The organism is Microcella sp., from assembly GCF_040286215.1.
Classification (GTDB): Bacteria; Actinomycetota; Actinomycetes; order Actinomycetales; family Microbacteriaceae; genus Microcella.
On record NZ_JAVKCK010000003.1, the window covers coordinates 69659 to 96015 of the forward strand.

The 26357-nt window shown below is 61.6% G+C and carries 27 protein-coding genes; 18 read left to right on the top strand and 9 right to left on the bottom strand.

The genetic code is table 11. From position 1 onward, the window contains the following. The first annotated feature begins 20 nt into the window (after nucleotides 1-20). From RJQ01_RS00790 to RJQ01_RS00810, 5 genes are all read left to right on the top strand, one after another. On the top strand, nucleotides 21-212 hold the full coding sequence (locus RJQ01_RS00790) for a helix-turn-helix domain-containing protein (protein ID WP_350474786.1): 192 nt from the start codon (nucleotides 21-23) through the stop codon (nucleotides 210-212). A 69-nt stretch (nucleotides 213-281) separates the two neighbouring features. Then, on the top strand, nucleotides 282-554 hold the full coding sequence (locus RJQ01_RS00795; protein ID WP_350474787.1) for a hypothetical protein: 273 nt from the start codon (nucleotides 282-284) through the stop codon (nucleotides 552-554). Further along, nucleotides 551-1735 carry a hypothetical protein gene (locus RJQ01_RS00800; RefSeq protein WP_350474788.1) on the top strand — a complete coding sequence of 395 codons (1185 nt, stop codon included), beginning with the start codon at nucleotides 551-553 and terminating at the stop codon, nucleotides 1733-1735. Before RJQ01_RS00795 ends, RJQ01_RS00800 begins: the two co-directional genes overlap by 4 nt. Nucleotides 1736-2251: 516 nt before the next feature. Then, nucleotides 2252-2944 (top strand): hypothetical protein, encoded by a 693-nt coding sequence (locus RJQ01_RS00805; protein ID WP_350474789.1) that lies wholly within the window; start codon nucleotides 2252-2254, stop codon nucleotides 2942-2944. A gap of 636 nt (nucleotides 2945-3580) precedes the next feature. Continuing rightward, entirely contained in the window at nucleotides 3581-3904 is a 324-nt protein-coding gene (locus RJQ01_RS00810; RefSeq protein WP_350474790.1) for a hypothetical protein, read from the top strand. Nucleotides 3905-4189: 285 nt separating this feature from the next. Here RJQ01_RS00810 and RJQ01_RS00815 read toward each other — a convergent pair whose 3' ends face one another. The 5 genes from RJQ01_RS00815 to RJQ01_RS00835 form a co-directional block, all read right to left on the bottom strand. Beyond that, complete coding sequence (locus RJQ01_RS00815; protein ID WP_350474791.1) at nucleotides 4190-4411, bottom strand: hypothetical protein; 222 nt, start codon at nucleotides 4409-4411, stop codon at nucleotides 4190-4192. A 76-nt stretch (nucleotides 4412-4487) separates the two neighbouring features. Beyond that, nucleotides 4488-4883, bottom strand: a complete 396-nt coding sequence (locus RJQ01_RS00820; protein ID WP_350474792.1) for a hypothetical protein — start codon at nucleotides 4881-4883, stop codon at nucleotides 4488-4490. A gap of 34 nt (nucleotides 4884-4917) precedes the next feature. Continuing rightward, nucleotides 4918-5145, bottom strand: coding sequence for a hypothetical protein (locus RJQ01_RS00825; protein ID WP_350474793.1), 228 nt, complete (start codon nucleotides 5143-5145; stop codon nucleotides 4918-4920). A gap of 103 nt (nucleotides 5146-5248) precedes the next feature. After that, complete coding sequence (locus tag RJQ01_RS00830) at nucleotides 5249-5719, bottom strand: hypothetical protein (protein ID WP_350474794.1); 471 nt, start codon at nucleotides 5717-5719, stop codon at nucleotides 5249-5251. 124 nt (nucleotides 5720-5843) lie between these two features. Next, nucleotides 5844-6299: a hypothetical protein gene (locus tag RJQ01_RS00835; protein WP_350474795.1), complete on the bottom strand. Its 456-nt coding sequence runs from the start codon at nucleotides 6297-6299 to the stop codon at nucleotides 5844-5846. 717 nt (nucleotides 6300-7016) lie between these two features. Between RJQ01_RS00835 and RJQ01_RS00840 the strand changes: the two genes are divergently transcribed. The 4 genes from RJQ01_RS00840 to RJQ01_RS00855 all read left to right on the top strand — a co-directional run bounded on the left by RJQ01_RS00840 (nucleotide 7017) and on the right by RJQ01_RS00855 (nucleotide 9649). Further along, nucleotides 7017-7631 (top strand): nitroreductase family protein, encoded by a 615-nt coding sequence (locus RJQ01_RS00840; RefSeq protein ID WP_350474796.1) that lies wholly within the window; start codon nucleotides 7017-7019, stop codon nucleotides 7629-7631. Nucleotides 7632-7842: 211 nt separating this feature from the next. Next, entirely contained in the window at nucleotides 7843-8295 is a 453-nt protein-coding gene (locus tag RJQ01_RS00845; protein WP_350474797.1) for an OsmC family protein, read from the top strand. Nucleotides 8296-8365: 70 nt separating this feature from the next. Then, nucleotides 8366-9142: an acetolactate decarboxylase gene (locus RJQ01_RS00850; protein WP_350474798.1), complete on the top strand. Its 777-nt coding sequence runs from the start codon at nucleotides 8366-8368 to the stop codon at nucleotides 9140-9142. Between the two features lie 90 nt (nucleotides 9143-9232). Next, entirely contained in the window at nucleotides 9233-9649 is a 417-nt protein-coding gene (locus RJQ01_RS00855) for a hypothetical protein (protein WP_350474799.1), read from the top strand. Nucleotides 9650-9758: 109 nt separating this feature from the next. Here the strand turns inward: RJQ01_RS00855 and RJQ01_RS00860 are convergent, their stop codons facing one another. The 4 genes from RJQ01_RS00860 to RJQ01_RS12795 all read right to left on the bottom strand — a co-directional run bounded on the left by RJQ01_RS00860 (nucleotide 9759) and on the right by RJQ01_RS12795 (nucleotide 14562). Then, the gene (locus RJQ01_RS00860; RefSeq protein WP_350474800.1) at nucleotides 9759-10094 is read right to left on the bottom strand and encodes a hypothetical protein; all 336 of its coding nucleotides are present in this window, start codon (nucleotides 10092-10094) and stop codon (nucleotides 9759-9761) included. Nucleotides 10095-10103: 9 nt separating this feature from the next. After that, a complete protein-coding gene (locus RJQ01_RS00865; protein ID WP_350474801.1) occupies nucleotides 10104-10346 on the bottom strand; it encodes a hypothetical protein in 243 nt (80 codons plus the stop codon). Nucleotides 10347-10667: 321 nt separating this feature from the next. Continuing rightward, on the bottom strand, nucleotides 10668-13355 hold the full coding sequence (locus RJQ01_RS00870; protein ID WP_350474802.1) for an NB-ARC domain-containing protein: 2688 nt from the start codon (nucleotides 13353-13355) through the stop codon (nucleotides 10668-10670). 211 nt (nucleotides 13356-13566) lie between these two features. Continuing rightward, nucleotides 13567-14562, bottom strand: a complete 996-nt coding sequence (locus RJQ01_RS12795; protein WP_502885205.1) for an integrase core domain-containing protein — start codon at nucleotides 14560-14562, stop codon at nucleotides 13567-13569. A 287-nt stretch (nucleotides 14563-14849) separates the two neighbouring features. Here RJQ01_RS12795 and RJQ01_RS00880 point away from each other — a divergent pair, with 287 nt between their 5' ends. The 9 genes from RJQ01_RS00880 to RJQ01_RS00920 all read left to right on the top strand — a co-directional run bounded on the left by RJQ01_RS00880 (nucleotide 14850) and on the right by RJQ01_RS00920 (nucleotide 26349). Then, nucleotides 14850-15350 (top strand): hypothetical protein, encoded by a 501-nt coding sequence (locus RJQ01_RS00880; protein ID WP_350474803.1) that lies wholly within the window; start codon nucleotides 14850-14852, stop codon nucleotides 15348-15350. Between the two features lie 36 nt (nucleotides 15351-15386). Continuing rightward, nucleotides 15387-16952, top strand: a complete 1566-nt coding sequence (locus tag RJQ01_RS00885) for a type I restriction-modification system subunit M (protein WP_350474804.1) — start codon at nucleotides 15387-15389, stop codon at nucleotides 16950-16952. A gap of 41 nt (nucleotides 16953-16993) precedes the next feature. Next, nucleotides 16994-18097: a restriction endonuclease subunit S gene (locus RJQ01_RS00890; RefSeq protein ID WP_350474857.1), complete on the top strand. Its 1104-nt coding sequence runs from the start codon at nucleotides 16994-16996 to the stop codon at nucleotides 18095-18097. Beyond that, nucleotides 18094-21123 (top strand): type I restriction endonuclease subunit R, encoded by a 3030-nt coding sequence (locus RJQ01_RS00895; protein ID WP_350474805.1) that lies wholly within the window; start codon nucleotides 18094-18096, stop codon nucleotides 21121-21123. Before RJQ01_RS00890 ends, RJQ01_RS00895 begins: the two co-directional genes overlap by 4 nt. A gap of 60 nt (nucleotides 21124-21183) precedes the next feature. Next, nucleotides 21184-23352 carry an AAA family ATPase gene (locus tag RJQ01_RS00900; protein ID WP_350474806.1) on the top strand — a complete coding sequence of 723 codons (2169 nt, stop codon included), beginning with the start codon at nucleotides 21184-21186 and terminating at the stop codon, nucleotides 23350-23352. Nucleotides 23353-23392: 40 nt separating this feature from the next. After that, nucleotides 23393-24517, top strand: coding sequence for an McrC family protein (locus RJQ01_RS00905; RefSeq protein WP_350474807.1), 1125 nt, complete (start codon nucleotides 23393-23395; stop codon nucleotides 24515-24517). 18 nt (nucleotides 24518-24535) lie between these two features. After that, nucleotides 24536-25264 carry a DUF6994 family protein gene (locus RJQ01_RS00910; RefSeq protein WP_350474808.1) on the top strand — a complete coding sequence of 243 codons (729 nt, stop codon included), beginning with the start codon at nucleotides 24536-24538 and terminating at the stop codon, nucleotides 25262-25264. Nucleotides 25265-25515: 251 nt separating this feature from the next. Beyond that, nucleotides 25516-25665, top strand: a complete 150-nt coding sequence (locus RJQ01_RS00915; protein WP_350474809.1) for a hypothetical protein — start codon at nucleotides 25516-25518, stop codon at nucleotides 25663-25665. A gap of 30 nt (nucleotides 25666-25695) precedes the next feature. Then, complete coding sequence (locus RJQ01_RS00920) at nucleotides 25696-26349, top strand: nuclease-related domain-containing protein (RefSeq protein WP_350474810.1); 654 nt, start codon at nucleotides 25696-25698, stop codon at nucleotides 26347-26349. The last annotated feature ends 8 nt before the right edge of the window (nucleotides 26350-26357 follow it).

The window sequence follows — 26357 nt, forward strand, 5'->3', positions numbered from 1 at the left end:
CAAGACGAAAGGAACGCACCATGACGATGACCACGACCACGGCATCTCCGCTGCTCTCGATCGCAGAGGGGCAGGCCTACCTCGGCGGCGTCTCACGCAGTCAGCTCTACGAGTTGAAGAAAAGTGACCGAATCCGCTTCGTCAAGATCGGGCGCCGGGCCTTCGTCACTCGCACTTCGCTTGACGAGTACGTCGCGCAGATCAGCGCGTGACCAAAGAAGAAGCCCGCACCGTCGTTGGAGCGACGTGCGGGCACGAGTCCTTAGAGAGGGGACTACATAGTGAATGTTACAACCACCAGGGCGCAGGTGGTCATCTGCGTCGACCTTGCCGACATGCCGTACCCCTTCGGCGGTTACGACTCATCACAACTCGACCGGGTCCTTCGCGACTACGAGAGCTTCCTCCCCGCCGACTCGCATGTGCGAATCCGCGTGCACGACTTCTCACCCTTCGGGACAGCCTCATGGGCGCGGATGCCGTTCCGTTTTCAGATCGAAGCCTCGACGCCGTGGGCGGCTCAGGCATGGTCCGACCACATGGAGATCGCATGAGTGAAGCACTCGACTACGCAGACCAGGCATTCCGAAAATGGCTTGGCAACGATTACGACCTCGATGTGCTCCACATCGTCCTCGCCGTCGCCGCCGGCAACGAGCTGGACGGCGACCCCGCTTGGCTGCTTGTCGTCGCCGGCTCCGGCTCCGCGAAGACAGAGAGCTTGATGACGTTGGAGCAGATGGGCGCCACGGTCGTGTCGTCGATCGCATCGGAGGGCGCCCTTCTGAGTGCAACCTCGAAGAAGGAAGCGACTGACGGGTCGACGGGCGGGCTGCTTCGCTCGATCGGCAGTCGCGGGGTGCTCGTGATCAAAGACGTGACGACGATCCTGTCTCAGAATCGCGACACCCGAGCGAGTGTGCTCGCCGCGCTCCGCGAGGTTTACGACGGCAGGTGGACACGCTTCGTCGGCACCGACGGCGGGCAGACCCTCGAGTGGGCGGGCAGGCTCGTCGTCGTCGGAGCTGTCACGACTGCATGGGATCAGGCCCACGCGGTCGTTGCTGAGATGGGCGATCGCTTCGTGCTCGTCCGATTCGACACGACGAAACATCGCGCACAATCGTCTCGTCGAGCACTCGGCAACACTGGCAACGAGGTGGCGATGCGTCGCGAGTTGGCGAACGCGGTTCGAGCCGCCGTGACGATCGACCCGGCCGCTGACCTCACGCTGACCGATGACCAGCAGGGCGCCCTCATCCAGGTGGCCGACACGGTGACGTTGGCGCGCACGGCGGTGATCCGCGACCAGCAGGGCAACGTCGTCGACGCGCATGCGCCAGAGATGCCGACCCGGTTCGCGAAGCAACTCGCACAGGTAGCTCGTGGCGCGATCGCGATCGGCCTGTCACACACCGAAGCGTTGAGGCTCGCGCTACGTGTTGCTCGTGACAGTCTTCCGCCGCTCCGTCGCGACTGCCTCATTGACCTCGCCGCTCATCCCGCGTCGCTCGTGGCCGACGTGCGCAAGCGATTGAACAAGCCCCGCACGACGGTCGACCGTGAGCTGCAGGCGCTGCACATGCTCGGTGTCGTGACGCTCGACGAGATCGACCTCGGCACGCGAACCGAGTGGCGCTACAGCCTCAACGATCCGGCCCATGAGGATGCGTTGCGGTTGATGGCATCACCAGAAAAGTCAGTAGATACACACACCCGGGTCGAGGCCGCCTGATGCCGCGCCGACACACGAACGTCGACCAGCCCCGACCTCAATGGGACGCCGTGACGTATCTCGAAGCCGACCTTCACCAGCTCTGGGCGAAGTGGGTCGCACGAGGTCTTCGTGACCGAGAGACACAACGCACCCGCGAAAACGTGGCCGAGATCCGTCGCCGCTACTCGCAGATCGACCACTCAATCTAGGAGGAAGAAATGACCGACAACGAACAACTACGACATCGCATCGCACAAGCCCACGGTCTCTCGCCGTCACTATCGCGCCGCCTCGTCGGTGACACCGCAGGCGACCTCGAGGCCGATGCCCGAGCACTCGTGACAGACCTCGGACTACCCCGCCGAGCATCCGTGCCGTCATCCGATGCGCAGGGACGACGGGGCGAAGTCATCGGCAATCACGCGCCGATCACCTCACGCGAACAACTGAAAACCATGACCCCCGAAGAGACCGTAGAGGCGTACCGCTCAGGCCGACTCGACGGAATCCTCGGACACTAACGAAAGGCACGAAATGAATTACTCACCCGATTTGATCGCAAACACCGGAATGCCGCAGGCCGCTATTCGCGGATTGCTCGACCCGCTAATCGCGCAGGCAGAAAAAGAATCGTCACAGCGTCCCGTGTCTGTAGACGTGCCCGGCGGATTCGTCTACGACGGAGAACTCGCGAAGCTGATCGAGAAGGCCGACGCCGCATGGAGTGCATGGGCCGAAGCTGACACCCGCCTCGTCGAGGCAATCGAGGACCACCGAGAGGCAGTGGAAGCCGACGCCCGCGCGCTGAGGGATGCAATCAAGAAGGGCGCGACCAAACACCCCGGTCACCCCGCAGCAGAAAAGGCGCGACTAAACATCGAGTTCGCCGTCGCCGCATGCCGTCTTGCCCGAGAGGAAGCAAGCAAGCATGCGTCACCGCTCAGGGACATGCTCCGTGCCAGCGTCGCCGGACTACGCGCACAAGCCCTCGAAGCAGTGGAAGAAGCCGAGAAAGTCACGGAGGCAATCATCTCGACCACGCGCAGCGGGTGGGACGAAATGAATCACAAGCGTGCCCGCGCCTCGGCAATGGCCCGATGGATCGGTGAGAACTCAGGCCAACGCGTGAGCGGTGAAGGCACCGAGACATTCAACAGTCTCGACCTGCCCATTCCGTACAAGTTGCCGATGCAGTTCTCGCGTCACATTCTCGAGCGGTCCGCCTAAGCACGACCGGGAGGGTTCGCAACTCATGGACCCTCCCCCACAATCTCCCCGGCCCGATGTCGGGGAAACGGTGGGCGGGAACGAAACGACCGCCTCGGGACCAACCCGCCCACCACCTAAGACACTCACGGAAGGAATGCCGATGACCTGGACACCGGGCAAACCCAAACACGTCCCGTCACACGTTCGACGGGCAGTGCTCGCCCGCGACGGCTACCAGTGCACGGCGATAGGGCGGGAGGGTCAAAGGTGCCCCCAGGGTGTGAATCTCGAGGCGCACCACGTCACCGGGTACACCCCCGGCGAGACCACCACCCCCGACATGCTCACCACCCTGTGCTCATGGCACCACAACCGGATCACACAACAGCAGGCACGACAGGCCCGCCTCAACAACCCCACCCCAGGAGTACGCAGGCCCCCAGAGCCACACCCCGGGCTGAGGTGACCATGACCACCATGACCACGGCAACGATGACCAGCACGACACCGCGACGAGTGCGAGAGACCGACCGACCACCAGAGGGGGTGGGGTGGGAGGCCGTACCCGGCCCCTTCTCCCTCTGTCAGATGGTGTGGTTTTCCCCGCCTGACCCCTTACACGAGCGTTTCCGATTTGAGTAGAGAGGTACCGATATGGCACTGAATGAGAAGTTGGCGCCCGACCTGCCTGATGGGTTTGAGTGGGGTGCTGCAGATGAAGCGTTGATTGAGCAGGGCGATGGTCTTTTGGAGACGATCGCCGCTTTGGAGGAAGCGATTGAGCGCGATGGTGTGACGGTGACAGGCTCGAGCGGACAGTCCAGGCTCAACAGTGCGATCACCGAGCTGAGGCAAGCGCGTCTGGGCGTGGCGCGGATCGTGGCGTTGCTATCAGTCCAGATTGATCGGGCGGTGTCGTCGTCGGGTCAGGTGCGGCGGGGTACTCGTTACTCTCCGCGTGACGTTAGGCGTCGCTGATGCCCCGGCAGTTGCCGCCCCGAGCTGCGGAGGGTGTGCGTGCTCATCTTCGGGACCGGTTCGAGGAGTCGGCGGAGCGGTTCGGGTCTCCGCTTGTGGAGGATGGGCGGGTGCTCTCGTCGCCGCCGTGGGCGCGTTTGATTGAGCGCATTGATGAAGGTGAACCGGTGACGGTGGCCGCGTGGAATCTCGGCCCGTTTCGGCCCGCTGGCTCGTCGCCGTCGTCGCGGTGGACTGTGGCCGCTGACGAGTCGATAGTGCCCGCCCCGCCGCTGAGCTAACGCGCTAGGAACACAATTCGGCGGCTACTGACAGTTCTTCCAGTTGGCCGCCGGTAGTGGTTTCCGGTGTGAATCCCAGAGCGGCTAGGCAGCTTAGATAGCGTTCCTGTTCTGCTTCCTGTTGTGCGGCTACGACGACGGTGCCGATCCAGATGCCACCAAGGATGACGAGGGCGCTTCCTAGTCCTGCCAGGAAAGAGAGCCAGTTCCAGGGGCGTGAGTTCATGTCGTTTATCCTCGCACGTTGCTTCGTCTGCCGGTGAGGTCGGGGTAGGTGCTGGCAGGTCGAGTTGGGGCCGCGCTTATGTGTCCGCGTCCGACTCTCTTGCGTCGGCGAGAGTCTTCGCCAAGATGCCCTCTAGGAACTCGATTCCCCCAGGGACGGTCTGCTCGCGTACGTTCTTGTCGGGCAGCTCGGTCGCTCCCTCGGCTGGCTTCGGCCTGGGTCCGGCAGGGTCATGCACTCCGAGCCGCGCCTTTGTAAAACTCAGGTAGTCGAACCAGGTGCCGTCCTCGCGGATCGCGCCGAACGGGCTGACTACCCACCAACCTGTGTGCTCTTGCGGAACTTCAAGTTCACGCGCCAACTCTGCGAATCGTTTGCAAGCCTCGACTATCGCTTCACGTTCGGCTTGGTCTTCCTCCCGGCGCTTTGCTCTCGCTGCAAGCTCTGCTGCTAGTGCTTCATCCAAACCCATGTCGAAGGAGCATAGCCGTCAGTTCATTCGTGCTCTATTGACTGCGGGCCGTCGAGTTGAGATCGGGGTAGATGTTCGCGGGGGCAGGGTGTGGGCCGTGTGTGCGCAAGTAGTGGCCGTGTGCGGCCTCGCATGCGGCTCGCAGTGTCGTGAAGTAACCGACGAGTACGCGCGGCTCTGAGTACGTGGTGGCCCTATAGCCAAGTTCGCCGCCGATGGTGAGCAGACGCACGATGCCGTATGCGCCGGTCTGGGCGGTCATGTGCCGTTGCCCAGGCTCGACCTCGACCGCTGACAGTAGCGGGTGCCAGGTGCCCATGCTTGCCCTCTCGGTCAGAGCGCACCGGCCCGCGCAGAGCGTCAGACTATCCCGGTCCTCTGTCATCAAAGAACGAAGCGTAGGCCTGACCCCAAGCGGCGATCGTCTCGTTCAATTCCTGGGCTATTCCGTCGAAGGTCTCTTCGTCCACTGAGACATGCACAGCGGGCTTCGATTGCTTGTTGGGTAGGTGCAGCAGGTAGGAGTCGCTCGACCGCTCTACTTTGCCGTCCGTCTCATCCCACCATTCGATGTACTCGCTGTGCAGGACTTCGTTGCGCCGCTCAAGACCCGCCCGCGCTCGCTTGAGCCATTCGACAGATGCGGGGCGGGGCGGGTTCGCATCAACTCGCTCGAGGCGTTCAATGGCAGCTTGAATCAGGGTTCCTACGGGCTTGGCTGTTCGATCGAATCCAAGTACATGCAGGGTGAGCGATCGTGCGCGTTCCTCGACGCCCATTGCTGCCCAAGTCATTCGACCAAGCGCTTCATAAATCTTCGGCGGCAGCTCTGGCATGAGAGGCAGGTTATCGGCCCGCACTGCTCACGGCGACGGCGACCCCGCAGAAGTGTCATCACCGTGCGGCCCGCCGTGTCCGCTAAGGGTACAAAAACACCGGCGACCCTATGGAAGTCGTCGCCTATCGAGCCACAAGGTCATTCAGCGCGATGGCCGCCAACTCGTGAATGTCGCCCGCGACAAGTTCCCAACCATTGTGTTCGTAGGGGAAGCGTTGGAACGTCCCACCGTCAAACTCAAATGTCACGGACTTCGAATTGACGTCGTCCATACCCTCTTCTTCGGCGAATGGACCAGTGAAGATCTCCACTCTCCTGATCGCTTTCCTAGACACAATCGAAACTCCTCCGAAGTGGTTCCCGTCTGATTCAGCGAACAGCCAAGTCCTGTCGGTTAGAAGCGTGATCTCGCAGTAGCTCAGTGAATGTGCGCCGCCCGCCCACACATGAAGCTTCTCAACGCTGCGCCCCCTTGTTCCGATATCAAGTGCGGTGAGCAAGGCTCGATATGACGAGGTCTCCAGATTGGAGTGCATTGTGGAGCTCCACCAAGGCACGTCCATCAAGGTCTCATGCATTTGTTGCAGTCGGGGCTCAATCATCGACACTCTGGCCTCCCAGCGCGATCCTCAATAGATCCGATGTCCTCGCGAGCCTATTCCCCGAATTCACGCGTGGATCACAATGATTTGGCAGTGCTCGCACCACCAAGCAGCCCCGCGCGGTCGGCATCGCGTCCCGCAGCTCGGGCATGACAAATCTGTTTCGAGGCCGTCGAGGTCGTCGTGCATGATGTCATCCTCCCTCGACGTAGTGGCGCCCGCTGCAATTGTGCACAGGCGCTACGAGGCGATCGCGCTGGTCACCTTGAGGACCGTAACCAGGAATGTCAGTAGAGATAGGAGCCTCGGTTTAGTACCCCAGAAAGTACCCCAGGAATGTCGCGTGCGTGGCTGTATGTGTGTGTCCGTCATTGAGCAGATCGTTGATTTTCCGGTGTTTTCGTACGCTCGCGGACGCCCACGGACCCCATTTTCTAATCTGGGGGTCAAGGGGTCGCAGGTTCAAATCCTGTCAGCCCGACAAACGACGAAACCCTCCCGCATGCGGGAGGGTTTCGTCGTTTCCCGGGCGTGGTGGCTCGGACCTGCGAGCAGGTGGGCCCACGGCGCGAGGGGCCCCATCCGCGGCGAAGCCGCGAATGGGGGAGCGCTGGGGACAAATCCTCAACCCGCCAGGCGGCCACCGGCGCCGAGCAAGGCTCGGCGCCGCGAGCCTAGGCAACAATGGTCACCATGCAGTTCGACGAGGTTGTCCGCTCCCGCCGCATGGTCCGCCGCTACTCCCCAAAGCCGGTGGACTCCCACACCGTCGACCGAATCCTGAGCAACGCCGTGCGCGCCCCGAGCGCCGGCTTCTCTCAGGGCTGGGCGTTCCTAATCCTCGACCAGCCCGCTGATGTCGAGCGTTTCTGGCGGGCGGCGACCCTGCCGAGTCGTGCTGTCGAGCCTGACGCGTGGCTGCGCGGAATGCGCGCCGCGCCCGTCGTGATCGTGCCGTGGTCGTCTCAGCGGGCGTACCTCGATCGGTACGCGGAGGCCGACAAGGGCTGGGCCGACCGCGACGAGGCACGCTGGCCTGTGCCGTACTGGCACGTCGACGCCGGCATGGCGTCGCTGCTGATGCTGTTGACCGCCGTGGATGAGGGTCTCGGCGCGTGCTTCTTCGGCGTCCCGGGCGAGCGTGTTTCCGCGCTGCGCGCCGAGTTCGGGGTTCCCGCTGAGTACGCCCCCGTCGGTGCGATCACGGTGGGCTACGCGGCATCTACCGAGAAGCCCGGCGGTTCCTCGGTGACCCGACAGCGCCGCCCGCCCGAGGAGGTCTTTCACCGCGGCCAGTGGTCGAGCTGACCCGCGAGCTCGAGAGTCAGCGATTGCTGGCAGGGGTGGCTCTGGTCGACGCGCACGCCGCGGCGCACCCGGATCGTGGAGGCGTGCGTTCGCACCCCTCGCCCCACAGTCAGGACCAACGGCCCATGTGTCGCGGGCAACCCGCGCGTAGCCTCCGAAGCAGGCTGATTTCCCACCAGGGGGTCGGCGCCTACGCCAGAGGAGTTTCCGCATGTCTGCCAAGCCACTGCACGTCACCGTGTCTGCCCACGCCGAATCGCCGACGAGGCTCGCGGTGTCGGTGCGCGATTTCGGCTTCATCGTCGACGAACCGCCGAGCTTCGGGGGTTCGGATGCCGGCCCTAACCCGGTCGAATACTTGCTGGCGTCTCTTGCCGGGTGCATGAATGTTGTCATCCACATGATTGCTCGCGAGCGCGGGGTGGAGGTGCGCTCTCTTCACTTGACTGTGAGCGGCGATCTTGACCCGTCGCGCCTCATGGGGCAGCCGACCGAGAACCGTTCCGGCTTCGAGAGCATCGAGCTGATCGCCGACATCGATGCGGATGCCAGCCCCGCCGACCTCGACGAGATTCTGCGCCTCTCAGAGCAGCGTTGCCCTGTCTCCGACAACCTGGGCGCCAAGACGCCGATCGCGATCCGGCTGGCCGCTGCCGCAGACTGAGACGGCCGCACTGTCGCCGAGCCCAGCTCGGCGGCGCGAGCCGAGCTCACCACCCTCTAGTCTCGAACCCATGCTCGACGACGTTCTCCACCGCCTCCGTTCTTCCCGACTGGGCCGGATCGACCGTGGCCGGGTCACGCAAGTGCGCAGTGCACAATCACTGTTCAGCGGCAACTATTCGGGCGCCGCGACGGTCGGCCATGAGTTCTCTGGCACGCGTCTGGGCCTGGGGGTCATGCACGACCTTGAGGGTGAGCTCGTGAGTCTGCGGGGCGAGACGTGGCGCGTGCCCGTCTGCGGCACGCCCGAGGTGGTCGCTGTCGACGAGACGATTGCTTTCGGTATCGCCGCGAGCGGCGGCATCCCGCATTCCTTCACTGTGGATGCCGGGGTCGGCATAGAAGGAATCGGTGACGCTCTCGACGGCTACCTTTCCGCCACCTTCGTCGACCATGAAGAGGTGGTGTGTGCGATCGAGCTCACCGGCACGTTCACCGACGTCGTGCTGCGCACGGTGGGTCACCCCGACCACGTGGGCGAGCCCCTGGCCGAGGTGATCGAGAACGAGACACGTTTCGCGTTCGATGTGTGGCATGGCACGCTGGTTGGCTTTCGCTACCCCGATGCAACGTCGGGCTCGACCATTCCGGGGTTGCATCTGCACGCGATCAGCGACGATCGTCGTTCTGGCGGTCACGTGCGCAATGCCACCACGGCCCGCGTGACGGCCTCACTGTGGATCGACGACGTGCACATCGAACGAGATGACGCGGGTGCTGCCGAGGGTCGCGAGGCAATTGATTTCATTTCACTGGAGGGGCCGCTCCAAGCGGATCCCGTTCCGTAGGCCAGCGGTGCGGGTGAGTGCCGGCCTCGACTCGTTCTGGGGGTGCAACCGCTCTATCCGCTCGCTGACTCGGGTGGTTACGGTGAAGGCATGAAGACTCTTGTCGCTACCGCAGCCATGATCACGTTGTCACTGTCCCTGGCGGGGTGCGCAGCATCCGTCTCGTCGGGGTCTCTCGAGGCCGGCGCGTTGGAGGGCACCTGGATCGGTGACAACCTCGGGTACGAGGGGGGCGAGTATCAGGAGCGGGAGATTCGTTTCGTCATCGACCAGTCGACGGGTTCGACGTTCTCGGGTGAGAAGTCGTGGCGCGAGGTCGACGGCGAGTGGAGTGAGCCGGAGAGTTTCAGCGGCAACGTGCTCGACGCGACCGACTTTCACGCGGTCGACGATGACGGCTATATCGTCGGCACGCTCGTGTCAGCCACGACGATTCAGGCCACGTATCTCGAAGCGGGTGTCGACGCGGGTGCCTTCGCACTCACACTCGAGAAGGTCGCGCCCTAGGCGTGCGGGCCTGCCCTTGGCGCCTCTCGTCGACCTTCACCGTGAGCAGACCGGAACCAGCTGCATTTCTGACGGGCAGCCGCTGCACACTGAGCCGAGCGGGCACGCCCTAAGGCGACCCCGACGGTTCACCCCCCGCGTCAACGCGCTCCACCGCACTAGCCCACACCCACAGCCGGTGCCGTCGCCCGGCGGAGTCGACCAGCTCAACGTGCACGGCGGTGTCGGTCCACTCCACCGCAACACCGTCCAGTTGTGCCGGAGCCGCCGTGACGTGCACCCACGCGCGTATCGGTATCGGGGTGCCGTGCGACCGTGTGGGCTGCCGAGCCAGATCTACTTCGGCCGGCGAGAGCCCGACGGGGCGCGCGGCGCTGGCGACCTCCTGGGCGCGGGCGGCCATCCGTTGATCAACGCGATCGGCGTAGCGACGATTGGTACCCATGCAGCCACACTAGAACATACGTTCGACAGTCGCATCGCCACCCTCGACGCCCGCCTCGGTGGGGAGGCCCCGTCGTCCATCGTCGACCTCAACCGAGCGATCGCCGTGGCCTTTTCCGAGGGCCCGGATGCTGGCCTCGCCCTCATCTACGCCCTCAACCTCGACGCGCCCCTGGGGGAGTGTCGCCTCCAGCACGCCACTCGCGCCGACCTGCTGCGCCGGCTTGTTCGGCCGACGGATGCTCTCCCGCACGATCGCCGAGCCCTCGAGCTCGCCCCCTCCGACGCCGAGAGCCGCTTCCTCCGGAGTCGAATCGCTGATTGCTTACGCCCTGGCAACTCTTCGCCGGATCACCGCTAAATCGCTAGGTCACAGTTCTCGGTCTTAGTCTCGCCAAGAGGCTTAGGGCGCCCTATTGGTCGGTGATGTCGAGCCACGGGCATTGACCGACATCAGTGAGGTTTGGGATCAGATGGTCGCCATCCAATGCCGGGGCCCGGTCGCCAACAGTTGGAGGTCTAGGGCTTGGGGGTGGCCCAAAGAGCACTTGAAAACCTGAGTAATCAGCTGGTGTCATCGAACAATGACCACTCGTTGCGCTCGGTCTCTTCCCTCAGAGTCCTGCGCATGTGAGAATTCGACCCGAACTCCTCTATCAAGGGCGTCCGCCTCGTCTGCTCGCTCAAGCGCCCCGAAATGGAAGAAGAGGTTGCCCGGAAAGTCGGGGTGGGCAATAAACGCAAATGACTGTTGGCGATTGACAATCACGCCGGTAAGTCGGCCGCCTCGAACTGCGGTAGGGGAGGACGTTTCTGTACGTTTAGTTTCTCTGCCCGACTCGGGCCGCGCATGCCTAGAACTGTCGGCAGAGATGAACCCTAGAGATACGACAATGTCGGGACCTAATTGACGCACCGAGTCAACAAGTCGTTCCCAGCTTTCAACAGTGCGAAACCGGCCATCCTGAGAAGCAAACCGAAGTTCCGATTCGACCCTGGCATGTAATGCTTCGGAAGGACTCGCTATCGCACGGAGTGCTCTTGTCGAAGAAATCAAAGACCGCGCCATAGCTTCTACAAGTCGGTAGTCGTGAACCCCTTCCTGAAGGAGGGCCTTGCCCGTGTACACGCCGGATAGAGCTTTCTCGAGTGAAGACTCCGGCATCTTGTCCTCCAGTTCTTCCTCGGCCCATCGGCGCCAGCTCTCTACGATGCTGGTGGTAATGATCCGCCGAAGTTTAGGACTCTTGGCTCCCTCCAGAGCCAATTCGAGCTTTTCCTGGCCCGCAGCCCAGCGTTTCTCCCAAATGTAGAAATTGCCCAGCGCCATCGCCGTGTCAGGGCTTCCGATGATCTCGTGGGCGAATTCGGCAAGGGGCAAAGCCGAGGCGAGATCGTGGGCGCCGCGGGCAAGGTGGCCGGCCAAGAAGTGTGACACCCGAGCCCGCTCATCTTCCGTGATGCACTGAGAGAGAGCGTCGCGATACCTCGCAGTCGCGATTGGGATGTTTCCCCTATTGCTCAAGATGAATGCGTCGACTCGATCGATCTCGTAGTATCCCGGATTTAGCATTCTTGCTCGTGAGATTTGGGACTCTGCTTCCTGAAAATCTTGCGCGCGCGTCATCCTCAGCGCCAATCTGAGGAGGTGCGATGTTGGCTCGTCCTCCGGTGACCTTGCGATGACTACGTTCGGATCAAGAACACGCTTCATGCCGTCAAGACGCGCCTGTTCCCTGTCTCGAACAAAGGCTGCCTCACGATTCAAGACACCGCTCATGACCGAGCTATCCGCGTCTACTCTGGGCAGGTATGCACGCGCTGTCGCAGATAACTCCAACAGATCAGGCTCGCCAATTTCTGGTGATGGGGTGCGGAGTACGAGTGAGCCTTGGGAGAGGGTCTGCGCGGCCCGCCTTAAGGTGTCGATATCCAAGGACGCCACTACCGCTAGCTCGTCGAACGAAATGGGTCGGTCAAGCGTTCGTAGGATAGCCAGCAATAGCTTTGCATCAGGCGACAATGCTTCGTAAACGTTGTCTACGCAAAAGCGAAGCAGTTCAGCTTGATTCCTAAGTGCATCAGTCGGCGTCTTCCCCGCTTCAACGCTCAACACGTACCAGCGGATCGCTAAGGGGGAGTGTCGAAGCTTCTCCACCACGTTATTCGCAACCTCTTCGCGGAGACGCGCAAGCCCGGGTTGGCCTCGTCGCGATGAGAACTTTCGAAACAGGAGGACGCTGTCCTTTGGGCTCAAGCCGACGATCGGGATGCGCCGTTCAATCTGCCCGATCCCCACCCTGCTCGTGAATAGGAACGACACTGACTCGGGCAAGGCGTCGTAGAGGCTCAGTACTTCGTTGCCTTGAGCCGATTCGAGATTGTCGATAACCACGAGGGCACGTAAACCAGACAGGTAGTCGGCTAGTTCATCAACGCTTCCACCAAAGCTGGGATCAAGAGATCGGCCTAGTTCATCGGTAGCGCCGCTTACGTCACGGACTGCATCCGCGATCGCCCGAACCCCGTCGGCAGTTAAGCGCTCGTTTTTCAGAGTCACCCACAAGATCGCGTCGAAAGGAGGGTCCGAGGTGTCAACAAGTGCGTAGCAGACGTCGAGGGCTAGAGCAGTCTTACCGATTCCCCCTTCGCCGGTCAGCGTCAACATTCGGTCCCGTCCTCTGATGAGCAGTTCGGAGATCTGCCTGACCTCAGCGGATCTGCCAACTAGGCCTGTCTCGTCAAAGTCCGCCGAGGGAAGGTTGTGCAGGACTCTGTCCGTCGGAGAAGGACGCGTCTCGAAGGCAGGTTGCCAGCTCGGGTCCGCCTCCAGGCCGGCTAGCACCGACTCAGTTGCCGGGAAGTAACGTGAACTGAATCTGGAGACGAAGGCATTCGCGAGGTCGAGATCATCAAACCGAAGCGGGCGCCCATGCATTACACGATTCCTAACCGAGACGAAGGAATCCATGGGGCCCACGTTGTCGGACAGAAGGTCACCAAGGTCGCGAGGGAGCAGAGCCTTGTGGCGCAGAAGTGTGTCGTATGCCTGTCTCAGGTAGAGATAGTCGGTGAGTAGATTCACGTCGCCTTCTGCATCAGAATTCTGCCGGTCACGCAGTCCGTCAGCGTCTGGACCGAACACCGCATCTGGCTCAAGGTGATCGAGCAGGTATTGGAGTATGCAACGGCGCAGATCTTGTTCTAGTGAGTCAATCGCGACGAAGGCTCTTGCTTTCGACGTGAAGGATATTTGTTCCAACTTATGGCTCCCGACAGACTCGGTTCGGACGGAGTGGCGCCCACGTTAGACCGCTACTTCAGCTTGAACAGTATCGGGAACGCGACTCGAGCCTCCAGAAGGCGAATGCTTGTGACACCTCGCCCAGACCCGTACACGCCATAAGCCAGTGAGATTGCTGGCTGCCCTTGAGCTGAAGCATATTCAGCCAAGCTAGCGGATCCGCTGTTCTCTATCGCGGACGTCTGTTCAGCCAGTCGTCAACGAGGGCAAACCGCACCGGCGCAAAGTCGTGCGCTTCCACTCCAACGTGGAACTGATTGAGGGAGTGATCAGAGCCCCGGTCGTGTGTGTGGCCATGCACAAGCGGGACTTCTCGTCTCGTTGGCCTACTGAGCCTGAATCGGTCGATCGGACCGGAGTCGCCCTCAAATGGGTAGTGACTCGCCTGCAGGGGGTGGCCCCGCCTGCTGCCCATTACCACTTCGGGCAAAATAGTCCACCCAGCCTCCTCGTAAATCGGAGTGAATCGACTAATCGCAGCCTCGCACTGTGTAGATGGTGAAACTCTGTCGTGATTGCCAGGCACGAGAAGTCTGCGACCGTTGAGCTTTCCAGTCAGCCGAATTGACTTCAGTATCGAGCCGAGCGCGAGGTCGCCAAGGTGGAGCACTACGTCTTGACGACCCACCGTCTGGTTCCATCGCAGTATGAGCTCCTCGTCCATCTCCTCAGTAGATTCGAACGGGCGGCCCGCAAGCTCGATGATTCGCGCGTGACCAAAGTGAGAGTCGGAGGTGACAAAGTCGCATTGGTCAAAATTGAAGGTGTCGCACTCCAAGATGAGGTCCAATCTGCCGATAGCCCTTGACTCAGTCTGTAACAAGAATGCAGGGTCGCTAGTATCCGCATGGGGGTCAAGACGGAACTGGTGACGGATCACCTGGAGCCTGACCCAGTTTCCGGCACGGTTTCTCTGCGTTGATGATGCCGCGATCTCTGCGGCGGTGTGAAGTGCTTCGAAGTCGGCGGGGCTGAGATCGCCGAGGCTGCTGTGTCGGCGGCGAGGGTTGTAAAACCCCTCGATCCACTCGAACATGGCCGACGCGAGCTGCGTCCTGGAATCCCAGGAGGTGCGGTCCAGGAGCTCGCGTTGCATCGTCGACCAGAAGCTCTCGATGAGCGCGTTGTCGACGCTGGACGCGACTCTGCCCATCGATTCGCGCACGGCTCGCCTCATCTGTGGCGCCGTTCGTGACCTGATGGAGCAAGTTGGCCCTGGTTTGGTGGTGTCTCCACCTGTGGGTCGAGTCCTTTCGTCACTGGCCGAGCAGATCTGCCGGAGCTACGGAGGCATGCGCGACTCGCCGCTCTTCCGGTGGATTCGACTTTTTCTTGCCTGATCGGTCTCCCGCAAAGGTGCCCGGGCGAGAGAGGACAACTTGAGCAGGTCGCTATCGAGCCGCCGACGCCGGTACGCTCGCGTCTAGCGCTCATGATTCAGGAGGAATCTGGATGGCACTCGACAACGAAGAAGCGATAAAGAAGACGCTCAAGATCGACTCTTGGCGAAACCTTTCGAAAGACAAGTTCCTGACCTTCGTGTCCGAACTCCCAAACATGGACAAAGACTTGGCGATGAAGATCGTCGCCCAGTTTCCGGAGTTCAAGAGTCTTGCGATCGCAGGGCTCGAACACATCAAGGAGCAAGCTCTCGCCGCTCAGAAGTACAACTGGAAGGGCCAGCGGCAGGTACACAAGTCCTTCAAGCAGTACCAGGCCATGTTGAATCGTGAACTCGAGCGGGACGATGTCAGCGGGGAGGACCGATTCCGAATCCTTCAATTGATGAACGACGCAATCACGACCCAAATTAAGCTTCAACAGGATCACCAAAACTTCATGCTCAAGATCCTGGGAGGCATCGCGGCTGTCACTATCACCGTTCTCGGCCTTGTTGCAGCGGTTCTGTCCGGAGGCAGGTTCGGTATCAAGGGTGGGGGCGGCGCCGCCTGACGCAAGAATGTGGGCCCTCCTCAGTACAGTGAAGCCATGCCCCCAACTACCCGAGAGTCCCAGCGCGGCGAACTCCACAAGGCCATCTGGCGGGTAGCCAACGATCTCCGCGGCAGCGTCGACGGCTGGGATTTCAAGAGCTACGTGCTCGGCATGCTCTTCTACCGCTTCATCTCCGAGAACCTCACGGCCTACCTGAACCGCCAAGAGCGAGCAGCCGGCAATGACGCCTTCGACTACGCGCGAATCGACGACAAACAAGCAGAATTCGGCCGCGCAGAAACCGTCAAGGAAAAAGGCTTCTACATCCTCCCGAGCGAGCTCTTCCTCAACGTCCGCACCAAAGCCCCAGCAGACGAAGACCTCAACGAAACCCTCTCCCGCATCTTCCAAAACATCGAAGGCAGCGCAACCGGCACCGATTCCGAAGACGACCTCAAAGGCCTCTTCCAAGAGCTAGACCCCAACTCCAACAAGCTCGGCAACACCGTCGCGCAGCGCAACCAGAAGCTCGTCAAGCTTCTCAACGCGATCGGCGACCTCAACCTCGGCGACTTCGAGAACCACGAGATCGACGCATTCGGCGACGCCTACGAGTACCTCATGCAGATGTATGCGGCCGCGGCCGGCAAGTCGGGCGGCGAGTACTACACGCCGCAGGAGGTCTCTGAGCTACTCGCCCAGATCGCGAGCATCGGCAAGACCGAGCTTAAGAAGGTCTATGACCCGGCTGTCGGCTCAGGCTCGCTGCTGCTGAAGTTCCAGAAGGTGCTGGGCCCCGGCAAGGTCGGCGGGTACTTCGGCCAAGAGATCAACCTCAACACCTACAACCTGGCGCGCATCAACATGTTCTTGCACGACGTGCCTTACGAGCAGTTCCACCTCGCGCACGGCGACACCCTGCTGCATCCCGCGCACTGGGACGACGAGCCGTTCGAGGCGATCGTCTCCAACCCGCCCTACTCGATCAAGTGGGAGGGCGACGCGAACCCGCTCCTCATCAACGACCCGCGCTTCGCCCCCGCCGGCGTGCTCGCCCCCAAGTCGAAGGCCGACCTCGCATTTACGATGCACATCCTCAGCTGGCTGGCAGTCAATGGCACGGCCGCCATCGTCGAGTTCCCCGGAGTCATGTACCGCGGCGGCGCCGAGGCGAAGATCCGCAAGTACCTGGTCGACAACAACTACGTGGATGCTGTCATCCAGCTTCCGCCCGACCTCTTCTTTGGCACGACCATCGCCACGTGCATTCTCGTGCTCAAGAAGTCCAAGTCCACCAACGATGTCGTCTTCATCGACGCGTCCGCCGAGTTCACCCGCTCCGGCAACAAGAACAAGCTGACGGATGCCCACCGCGACCGCATCGTAGAGACCCTCGTCGCCCGTGCTCCCGTCGACCACTTCGCAGCCGTCGTTTCGAACACCACCATCGCCGCGCGCGATTACGCATTGTCGGTGTCCGAGTACTTACAAGCCAAGGACACCCGCGAGGCCATCGACATCAATGCGTTGAATGCCAAGATCTCCGAAATCGTTGAACGCCAGGCCCAGTTGCGCACTGCAATCGACGTCATCGTTGCGGAGCTCGAGGACGTTCGGTGAACAGTCAAGGGTCACGGATTCGTGAGTACCTGCGCGGCGTTGTGCCTTTCAGAACACTTGGCTCGTTGGTTGAGTCCAATCGGGGCGGGGGTACGCCTTCCAGAGCGGTCGAGGCGTACTGGGGCGGCTCGATCCCATGGGCGTCAGTTGGCGACCTCTCGAATCGCGCACTGACCGTTGAGAGGACCAGGGGCTCCATAACCACCGAAGGGCTCGCCAATAGCTCTAGTTCACTCGTGCGCGCAGGAGACGTCATCGTTGCGACCAAGATTTCGCCCGGACGGATGCGAATCGCCGGTGTCGATTTGGCCATTAATCAGGACCTACGCGGACTCAGACTTCGTTCCGAAATGGATGCCCGCTTCTTGACCTACTTTTTCGCGACCGAGCGGATTGTAGGAAACGGCTCGATCGTGAAGGCAATCACGAACCCCCAACTCGAGGCCATCAAGGTGCCGGTCCCACCTCTCGATGTTCAGCGCGGGATCGTGAAAATATTGGACAACTTCACGGAGCTGGAAGCAGAGCTGGAAGCAGAGCTGGAAGCGCGGCGACTTCAATACACCCACCTCCGGCGCCAACTACTCGCCATGGGTGAACGTTCGGATGTGCGGCGCGCGCCAATGTCTGACCTGGCCGTATTTAGGCGAGGTACTGCGATTACGGCAAAGCAAACATCCCCAGGAACGATCCCCGTTGTTGCGAATGGGCCAGTCTCCATCTACTCACACTCGGTCAGCAACCGATCGGGTGGCACGCTCGTGATCGCGAGATCTGGAGCTTATGCGGGTTTCGTCAGCTACTGGGCCGAGCCGATCTTTCTTACCGACGCGTTTAGCGTTCATCCCGATGAATCAGTATTGGCGCCGAAGTATCTCTTTTACCTGTTGCAGTCTCAGCAGGAGAGTCTGCACAGTATGAAGCAGGGCGCTGGCGTTCCCCATGTTCGCGTGAGAGAGGTCGAGGCGAGAGTTGTGGCGGTGCCGCCGTTGGACGAACAGGTGCGGATGGTCGAAACCCTCGACAAGTTCGACGCACTCGTCAACGACCTCAGCATCGGCCTGCCCGCCGAGCTCGCCGCTCGCCGCAAGCAGTACGATTACTACCGGGACAAGCTGCTCACGTTCGAGGAGGCTCCCGCGTGAGCGAAGCCCCGGCGACGCGGTTCGAGCCGATCGCGCTCAGTGGTGAGAGCACGGTCGTGGCGGAGTTCACGCCCGACCCTTCCACGGCGGATGCCTACCAGTCTGAGGCGGCGCTCGAGCGGGAGTTCATCCGGTTGCTGCAGGGCCAGGCGTATGAGTACGTGACGATCCGGTCTGAGGCCGAGATGCTCGCGAACCTGCGCGTGCAACTCGAGGCGCTCAACGCGGTGACGTTCACCAACGGCGAGTGGCAGCGGCTGCTGAACGAGTACGTGGTAGGCGCCAACGATGGCGCGGTGCAGAAGACGGTGCGCATTCAAGAAGACCACGTGCATGCCTTTCGGCGTGACGACGGCAGCACGAAGAACATCGCGCTCATCGACAAGAAGAGCATCCACAACAACCGCCTGCAGGTGATCAACCAGTACGAGGTGGCGCAGGGCGGCGAGGGCGGTGGTGCGTATGCGAACCGCTACGACGTGACGATTCTGGTCAACGGGCTGCCGCTCGTGCATGTGGAGCTGAAGCGGCGCGGCGTCGACATTCGCGAAGCGTTCAACCAGATCGACCGGTATCAGCGGCACAGCTTCTGGGCCGGCTCGGGACTGTTCGACTACGTGCAGCTGTTCGTGATCAGCAACGGAACGCTGACGAAGTACTACTCGAACACCACGCGCCGCCAGCATCTTGATTCTTCGGATGCCCGGCAGCGGGTGAAGAAGACGAGCAACTCGTTCGAGTTCACGTCTTGGTGGGCTGATGCCTCGAACGCCCCGATTCGCGACCTAGTCGGGTTCACGAAGACGTTCTTCGCGAAGCACGCGCTGCTCGCGATTCTGACCCGCTATTGCGTGCTGACGGCCGACCGTGAACTGATGGTGATGCGGCCGTACCAGATCGTGGCGACGGAGCGCATTCTGCAGCGCATCGAGATCGCCACCAACTACAAGAAGCTGGGCACGACGGATGCCGGCGGCTACGTCTGGCACACCACCGGGTCGGGCAAGACGCTGACGTCGTTCAAGACGGCGCAGTTGGCGTCGCGCTTGCCGAGCGTCGACAAGGTGCTGTTCGTCGTCGACCGCAAAGACCTCGACTGGCAGACGCAGAAGGAGTACGACCGGTTCGAGAAGGGTGCGGCGAACGCGTCGACCTCGACGGCGGCGCTGTCTGCGAATCTCGCGGACCCGGAGCGTCGCATCGTCATCACGACGATTCAGAAGCTCGCGCGGCTCGTGCAGTCGGAGAAGGGCCACTCGGTCTACGACGGTCACGTCGTGCTGATCTTCGACGAGTGCCACCGTTCGCAGTTCGGCGACATGCACGCCTCGATCACGAAGGCGTTCAAGCGGTACAACCTGTTCGGATTCACCGGCACGCCGATCTTCGCCGAGAACGCCGGCACGGGTGGCAACCCTTCGCTGAAGACGACCGAGCAGGCGTTCGGCGAGAAGCTGCACACGTACACGATCGTCGACGCGATCACGGACAAGAACGTGCTGCCGTTCCGCATCGACTACGTCAACACGATCAAGGTCGACGAGGGCCTCACCGACAAGCAGGTGTCGGCGATCGACACTGAGAAGGCTTTGCTCGACCCGACGCGCATCGGCATGGTCGTCGAGTACATCCTCGAGCACTTCGACCAGAAGACCCGGCGCAGCGAGTCGTACGCGGTGCGCGAGCGGCGGGTACGCGGATTCAACTCGTTGTTCGCGACGGCCTCGATCGAGGCGGCGAAGCGCTACTACGCGGCGTTCCAGTCGATGCAGTCGACGATTCCGTCAGACCGTCGGCTCAAGGTCGGCATCATCTATTCGTTCGCCGCCAACGAGGCGGAGGTCGATGGCTTTCTCGACGAAGAGGGTTTCGACCCCACCGGGCTCGACCTGCCCTCGCGGGAGTTTCTCGAGGGTGCGATCGTCGACTACAACGCGATGTTCGGCACGACGTGGAGCACCTCGTCTGACGGCTTCGCCGGCTACTACACCGACCTCTCGAAGCGACTCAAAAACCAAGAGATCGACATCGTCATCGTCGTCAACATGTTCCTCACCGGCTTCGACGCGACGACGCTCAACACCCTGTGGGTCGACAAGAACCTGCGGTCTCACGGACTGATTCAGGCCTACTCGCGCACCAACCGCATCCTGAACTCGGTGAAGACGTACGGCAACATCGTCACCTTCCGCGACCTCGAGCAGCAGACCAACGACGCGATCGCGCTGTTCGGCAACAAGAATGCGCAGGGCGTGGTGCTGCTGAAGCCGTACGGCGAGTACTACGACGAGTACGCGGCGCGCGTGACCGAGCTGCTCGACACGTTCCCGCCCGGGCAACAGATCGTGGGGGAGCAGGCGCAGAAAGACTTCATCGCCCTGCTCGGCGCAATTCTGCGGCTGCAGAACATCTTGACCTCGTTCGACGACTTCGCGGGCAACGAGATTCTCACGCCGCGCCAACTGCAGGACTACAAGTCGGAGTACCTCGACCTCTACGCCTCACTCCGTCGCCCGACCGACGAGAAGGAGGCGATCAACGACGACATCGTCTTCGAGATCGAGCTCATCAAGCAGGTCGAGATCACCGTCGACTACATCCTGCTGCTGGTGCAGAAGTACCGCGACGAGCGCGGAGACGGCGACGACCGCGAGATCCGCGCCGAGATCACCCGCGCGATCGACGCGAGCCCCTCCCTGCGCAACAAGAAGGACCTCATCGAGGCCTTCGTCGACCGCGTCTCGGTCGCGGGTCAGGTCGACGAGGAGTGGTCGGCCTACGTCGCGGCCCGACGGGATGCTGAGCTCACCCGACTCATCACCGACGAGAACCTGCAGCCCGACGCCACCCGCGAGTTCATCGACCGAGCTTTCCGCGATGGCGCCCTCCAGACCACCGGAGTCGCGATCACGCGCGTGTTGCCGCCGGCCTCGCGCTTCGCGCCCGGCGGCGGTCACGGCGAGAAGAAGCAGCGCGTGCTCGACCGGCTGGGCGAGTTCTTCGAGCGGTTCTTTGGGTTGGGCTGAAGCGATGACTGCAGTCGCGCGTGATGAGGATCACCTAAACATTTTGGAGAAGAGGACGACATGAGCACGGAGAATTTCACAACCCAGCGTCTGAGGCGCGCCGTAGAGGTTCTCGCTGATGATTCGCAAGCGCATACGCGAAACTCTGTCTGGGAATCAGTGATTGATGACTTCCCACTCAGCGAGCGTGAACAGGGCCTGAACTCCAACGGAGACATGAAAGGCAAAACTGACTGGCTATTCGCGACAAGCGATCTGACCACTTTGGGGTGGATGGCAAAGGACGGCGCCGGCGGCTGGAGCATCACCGCGGCGGGGCGTGATGCTCTGACGATGTACTCCGACGCTGAAACTTTTCGAAGAGCGGCGCGCGAGGGTTACTCTGCCGTGAAGGCCGAGAACGACGCCGCGAAGCTCAGCATCCTAAGCACTGCAATCGTGCCAGCCAGCCCTGAGCAGGAGACAGTCGTTGCGACCGCGAAGCTCTTCGTAGAACGCGGACTCGCCGAGCTGGACTCCGTCTTTGCTCCCGGGCGGGCTGTGTGGACGGCACCAGTTGCGGCCGAACTCGTCGAGCGGTTCGTCAACGCTCCCGACGCCGCTGGAGGCAGCTTCACCGAGAAGATGTCAGGGCAATTCGCAAGTGCGAGTGATGACGCGCGACTTCTGATGGCCGAGCTTGTGGCGCTGCAACTGCTCCCGGCGTCTTCTACCGCTATTGGGGCGGCCAAGAAGGCTGAACGCATCGAAACGGTACTTCGCCTGATGGATCACCCAGTTCAGATTCCTGACGAGATCAAGTCAGCGTTTGGTTCCGGCTCATTCAACCCGGGTACGCGGATGATGCAGAACCTCTACGGCGCCTTGGTGATTCTCATCAACTTCGTCAGCGACTGGGTGGCCCTCGACGACGATCAGCGGTTGCAACTTCTCGAAGACCCGTGGGAGTTCCGGACCTTCGTCAGGGCGGTGAACGGCGAGCCGTTTCCTTCCCAACGTTTGGCTCTGATGTACCTCGTGCATCCAGGAACCTTCACGAGCATCGTGCAGACCGAAGCGCGCGAGAAGATTCGCAACGCATTCATTGGCGAGACCGGGCGCGAGCCAAGCGATGACCTTGATCGTGACCTCAAAGACATCTGGATCGCACTTCAAGTGAAGAACAAGAAACCCATCCACTTCTGGATGCCACAGTTCCTCTCGGTCTGGAGTGAACCGCGGCTACCTGATCCCATCGCTCCAGTCGCTCCCACGCATGACGATGAGGACGAAGACGAAGCCAAGGCAATGCTGGCGTTCCCGCAAGCGACGGGCGAGCTCGCTGACGAGCTACTGATACCGCAGAAGTGGTTGCAGGACACGCTTGACCTCATCGAACGTCGTCGACAGGTAATCCTGTACGGACCCCCGGGCACCGGAAAAACGTTCTTGGCACGCGTATTGGCAAAACACGCCTCTGGCGGACGCGCACCGACGATCGTGCAGTTTCACCCGAGTTACTCGTATGAGGACTTTGTAGCGGGTTACCGGCCACAGACTGATGCAGGCCAGCTTGGGTACGTACTCAAGCCGGGACCACTATTGCGGATAGCTGCGGAAGCCACCAAGAATCCAGAACAAGCATTCTTCTTGGTGATTGACGAGATCAATCGGGGCAACATCGCGAAGGTGTTCGGTGAGCTCTATTTCCTACTGGAATACCGAGATGAGGGGATCGAGCTGTTGTACGGCGATGAGGGTGCTGCATTCTCGTTGCCGAGCAACGTTTTCTTCATCGGGACGATGAACACCGCCGACAGGTCCATTGCTCTCCTGGATGCTGCGATGAGGCGTCGATTTGCCTTCGTAGAACTCCATCCTGACGAGGAGCCGACGAGTGGTCTGCTACCGAGGTGGTTGGCCCGCCACGATCTGCCACCAGAGTCGGCGAACCTGCTCGCCGCGCTCAATGCGACTGTCTCCGATCGCGACGCGAGAATCGGACCCAGCTACCTCATGCCGGGCGACCATGACCTGTCGGAGGCTCGCCTTGCGCAGATCTGGAAACACGAGATCCTCCCATTGCTCGAGGAGTCACTGTACGGAGACGGTCGTGACATCCCGAAGGAATTCGGCCTTGAAGCGCTTCGTCGGCGGATCGCTCGAGCGGACGAAACGATCGAGACGTTTCCGTCGGACGTCACTGCCATCGACCCCGCCGACGCTCCAGAGATCGCGAACGATGAATGACCCTGTTCTCCTTCAGGAAGGGGTAGTCGAAGCGGTCCCAATGCACGATGATCTGGCCGCGGCCATCACGCGAGAAGGAATTGCGCAGGTTGTGCCGCTCGGGGGTGGGCTCTGGCAAGTATCGAACGTCAAGCGCGTGGGTGCAGTCCGACTGGATGGCTGGGAGGTTCGGGTCGAGCCGAAGGTACCGATTCGCAACCTCTTCCATCTACTCGCTCGTGGCAAGAGCTGGGGCGACTGGTGGCCAGATGACTTGAAGCTCGACGACTCGTCAGATTTCTCGACCGTCATTGCGGAGGCGTTTCTTTCTCATGCGGCCCGGGCACTTCGAGGCGGTGTCCTCCACGGATACGTTGAGCAACGTGAAGCCGCTCAGACTATTCGCGGGCGAATTCTCATGGCGGAGCAGATAAGGAGGCGAACCGGCGTTCTACTGCCGGTGGAGCTTCAATGGGACGACTTCACCGCTGACATAGCGGTCAACCAGCTGCTGCGAAGCGCTACCCGGCGCCTCATCGGCGCTGGACGGCTACGCGACCGAGTGCGATCGGGCCTGCTTCGGCTCGATCTTGCACTGGCCGAGGCCAGCCTGCTGACCAGAGGGGCGCGGCTGCCAGAGGTTGTCTGGGACCGGCGCAGTGAGCGATACCGTTCCGCGGTCGCGCTCGCTCAGTTGGTCCTCACCAATGGTTCACTCGATCATCGCGTCGGTGAGACGACCGCCAAGGGGTTCCTCCTGACACTTTCGAAGGTTTTCGAGGAGTTTGTTGAAGCGGAAGTCGCGCGGGCAGCGGCGCCATGGGGCGGACGCATCGTTGCCCAAGAGCGCGCATCCCTCGACGTCGAGGGACGAATCCGCATCGCACCCGATCTTGTCTGGCGCGACTCCTCCGGACCGCGCGCCGTCTTCGATGCCAAGTACAAGGCCGAGAAGCCATCTGGCTTTCCGAACGCGGATGTCTTCCAGATGATCGTTTACTGCATTCGTCTCGGGCTCGATACCGGCCACCTGATTTATGCGGCCGGCAACGAAGTTCCTGCACGTTACGAAATCCGGAATGCGGGCGTCACAGTGGTCTGCCACGCTCTGAGGCTGGACGCTCCGCCTGCGGCGATATCGGCGCAGGTCGATCAGATCATCTCGGGCGCTGCGATGTCCGAGTAACTCGCTAATCTCTCGAGCATGAGCGATGAAGCTGAGTTCGACGCCGAGTTCGATCTGCGGTCGGACACCCCCGCGGGGAAGGACCCCGATACCTACAGTCCACGACTGCGGCGCTATCACCGGTTGTTGTGGAGCAAAGAGCTTCCCAACGGGAAGATGTTCGACCTTGTCGCTGAGAAGCGCACGGTGTATCTGGCGCATGACTCTGAACTCGGCAGATTCGTGCTCTCGAGCGACACGATCGCGACGTCGAACAAGAAGCGTCTCCACCACCTGTACTCCGAGTTGTCGGATGAGGAGAATGAGCGCTTCCACCGTCAGGGCTACACGATTGGCGGGATGATGGTGTTCCCTGGCGTACCGGTCAACGGCAAGCAGACCATCAACCAGCGGCGCGGTACGCATCGTGAGATTGAGGATCGCTTCGACCTCACCCTTGAGTGCATCAGACGGCACTACTCGGGGGAATCGAGCCCGCTCGGCGACACTCTCGCGGCGTACCGTGCCTTCCTCGACTTGTTCGTGGACTTCTCGGGATACGTGGAGTTCTTCCATTTGGGCGACCTCGTCTCCGAGTCGGGCAAGGTCAAGCCGTTCCATGCGTTCGAGGGCTTCGGACCACGAGCGCTCCCCGACAACCTCCGCGACTACGTCGTCTATCGGGAACGCACATTGGAGTTCGTACGCGCCCGTAACCAGCGCATCCTGAATTGGGTCGTTGATAACGGCCTCGAGCGGGCATGGTGACCAACGTGGCTGAGTGTCGTCATGGGTTCGAGGAGCAGGACTGCGATCTTTGCATCACCGCGTCGCGGCCAGCGGGCGAGCGCACAGGATCACGTGAGGGTCAATCGTTCGCGCTGATTTACGCGCCTAGCCTCGACCGTAGTTCCTTCTTGCACCTCAATCGCCAGGGCGACAGTTGGAAGATTCGGCGGTATTCGTCTCCGAGTCGTCGGCCAGAGGAACTGGCCCAGTCGGGCGAGAAGACCACTCGAATGGTGCTCGACATCACCAAGCTCGAGATCGAACACGAGCTTGCTTACCCCTACTCGACATCTCCGTCGGGGGTAACGGTCGAAGACTCTCGCTACTGGTTCGACGAGATCGCGAAGGCGAATTCGAAGTACCTCGGACGGGGACTGTAGAGGTACCCTCAGTTCTGGTTCGATGGGCGCATGACTGCTGACGACGACAACGCTCCCGGAACCTCAGCCCAGCGCGAGTACGAGCGCCGCAAAGCCAATGACGAGGCTCGCACTCGCGCGAAGTGGGGCAAGCTCGGCGGCCTCGCCGTAGCGCTCTCGGACGAGAAGCAGAGCACCAAGGCCTGGAGCAGTGGAGCAGCCGGCGAGGCGGCCGTGGGGGCTCGGCTTGACGGGTTGGCGTCGGAGAGCATCCGGGTCATGCATGATCGCCGCATTCCGCGCTCGAAGGCCAACATCGATCACATCGTGGTGACGCCCGGCGGGGTGTGGGTGATCGATACCAAGCGGTATGTCGGCAGGGCGCCCGAGAAGCGGGTGGAGGGCGGCATCATTCGGCCGCGGGTCGAGCTGCTGATCTATCGGGGTGGCGACAAGACGAAGCTCGTTGACGGGGTGCTCAAGCAGGTGGCGCACGTGCGCGAAGCGGTGGGGGAGGTGCCGGTGTTCGGCGTGCTGTGCTTCGTCGATGCCGACTGGGGGTTCTTTCCTGACGCGTTCAGCGTGAACGAGGTGCACGTGGTGTGGCCGCGCAAGTTGGCGTCGATGCTCGAGAAGAGTGTCGAGCCGGTCATCGATGTGGCGGCGGTCGCGGAGCAGATCGCGCGACGGTTTGTTCGTGCCTGAGTCTGAGT

Excerpts from the sequence above, each read along its gene's own strand:
- RJQ01_RS00790 (WP_350474786.1), top strand. The coding sequence starts at position 21 with ATGACGATGACCACGACCACGGCATCTCCGCTGCTCTCGATCGCAGAG.
- RJQ01_RS00800 (WP_350474788.1), top strand. The coding sequence starts at position 551 with ATGAGTGAAGCACTCGACTACGCAGACCAGGCATTCCGAAAATGGCTT.
- RJQ01_RS00805 (WP_350474789.1), top strand. The coding sequence starts at position 2,252 with ATGAATTACTCACCCGATTTGATCGCAAACACCGGAATGCCGCAGGCC.
- RJQ01_RS00810 (WP_350474790.1), top strand. The coding sequence starts at position 3,581 with ATGGCACTGAATGAGAAGTTGGCGCCCGACCTGCCTGATGGGTTTGAG.
- RJQ01_RS00815 (WP_350474791.1), bottom strand. The coding sequence starts at position 4,411 with ATGAACTCACGCCCCTGGAACTGGCTCTCTTTCCTGGCAGGACTAGGA.
- RJQ01_RS00820 (WP_350474792.1), bottom strand. The coding sequence starts at position 4,883 with ATGGGTTTGGATGAAGCACTAGCAGCAGAGCTTGCAGCGAGAGCAAAG.
- RJQ01_RS00825 (WP_350474793.1), bottom strand. The coding sequence starts at position 5,145 with ATGACCGCCCAGACCGGCGCATACGGCATCGTGCGTCTGCTCACCATC.
- RJQ01_RS00830 (WP_350474794.1), bottom strand. The coding sequence starts at position 5,719 with ATGCCAGAGCTGCCGCCGAAGATTTATGAAGCGCTTGGTCGAATGACT.
- RJQ01_RS00835 (WP_350474795.1), bottom strand. The coding sequence starts at position 6,299 with ATGCATGAGACCTTGATGGACGTGCCTTGGTGGAGCTCCACAATGCAC.
- RJQ01_RS00840 (WP_350474796.1), top strand. The coding sequence starts at position 7,017 with ATGCAGTTCGACGAGGTTGTCCGCTCCCGCCGCATGGTCCGCCGCTAC.
- RJQ01_RS00845 (WP_350474797.1), top strand. The coding sequence starts at position 7,843 with ATGTCTGCCAAGCCACTGCACGTCACCGTGTCTGCCCACGCCGAATCG.
- RJQ01_RS00850 (WP_350474798.1), top strand. The coding sequence starts at position 8,366 with ATGCTCGACGACGTTCTCCACCGCCTCCGTTCTTCCCGACTGGGCCGG.
- RJQ01_RS00855 (WP_350474799.1), top strand. The coding sequence starts at position 9,233 with ATGAAGACTCTTGTCGCTACCGCAGCCATGATCACGTTGTCACTGTCC.
- RJQ01_RS00860 (WP_350474800.1), bottom strand. The coding sequence starts at position 10,094 with ATGGGTACCAATCGTCGCTACGCCGATCGCGTTGATCAACGGATGGCC.
- RJQ01_RS00880 (WP_350474803.1), top strand. The coding sequence starts at position 14,850 with ATGGCACTCGACAACGAAGAAGCGATAAAGAAGACGCTCAAGATCGAC.
- RJQ01_RS00885 (WP_350474804.1), top strand. The coding sequence starts at position 15,387 with ATGCCCCCAACTACCCGAGAGTCCCAGCGCGGCGAACTCCACAAGGCC.
- RJQ01_RS00900 (WP_350474806.1), top strand. The coding sequence starts at position 21,184 with ATGAGCACGGAGAATTTCACAACCCAGCGTCTGAGGCGCGCCGTAGAG.
- RJQ01_RS00905 (WP_350474807.1), top strand. The coding sequence starts at position 23,393 with ATGCACGATGATCTGGCCGCGGCCATCACGCGAGAAGGAATTGCGCAG.
- RJQ01_RS00910 (WP_350474808.1), top strand. The coding sequence starts at position 24,536 with ATGAGCGATGAAGCTGAGTTCGACGCCGAGTTCGATCTGCGGTCGGAC.
- RJQ01_RS00915 (WP_350474809.1), top strand. The coding sequence starts at position 25,516 with ATGGTGCTCGACATCACCAAGCTCGAGATCGAACACGAGCTTGCTTAC.
- RJQ01_RS00920 (WP_350474810.1), top strand. The coding sequence starts at position 25,696 with ATGACTGCTGACGACGACAACGCTCCCGGAACCTCAGCCCAGCGCGAG.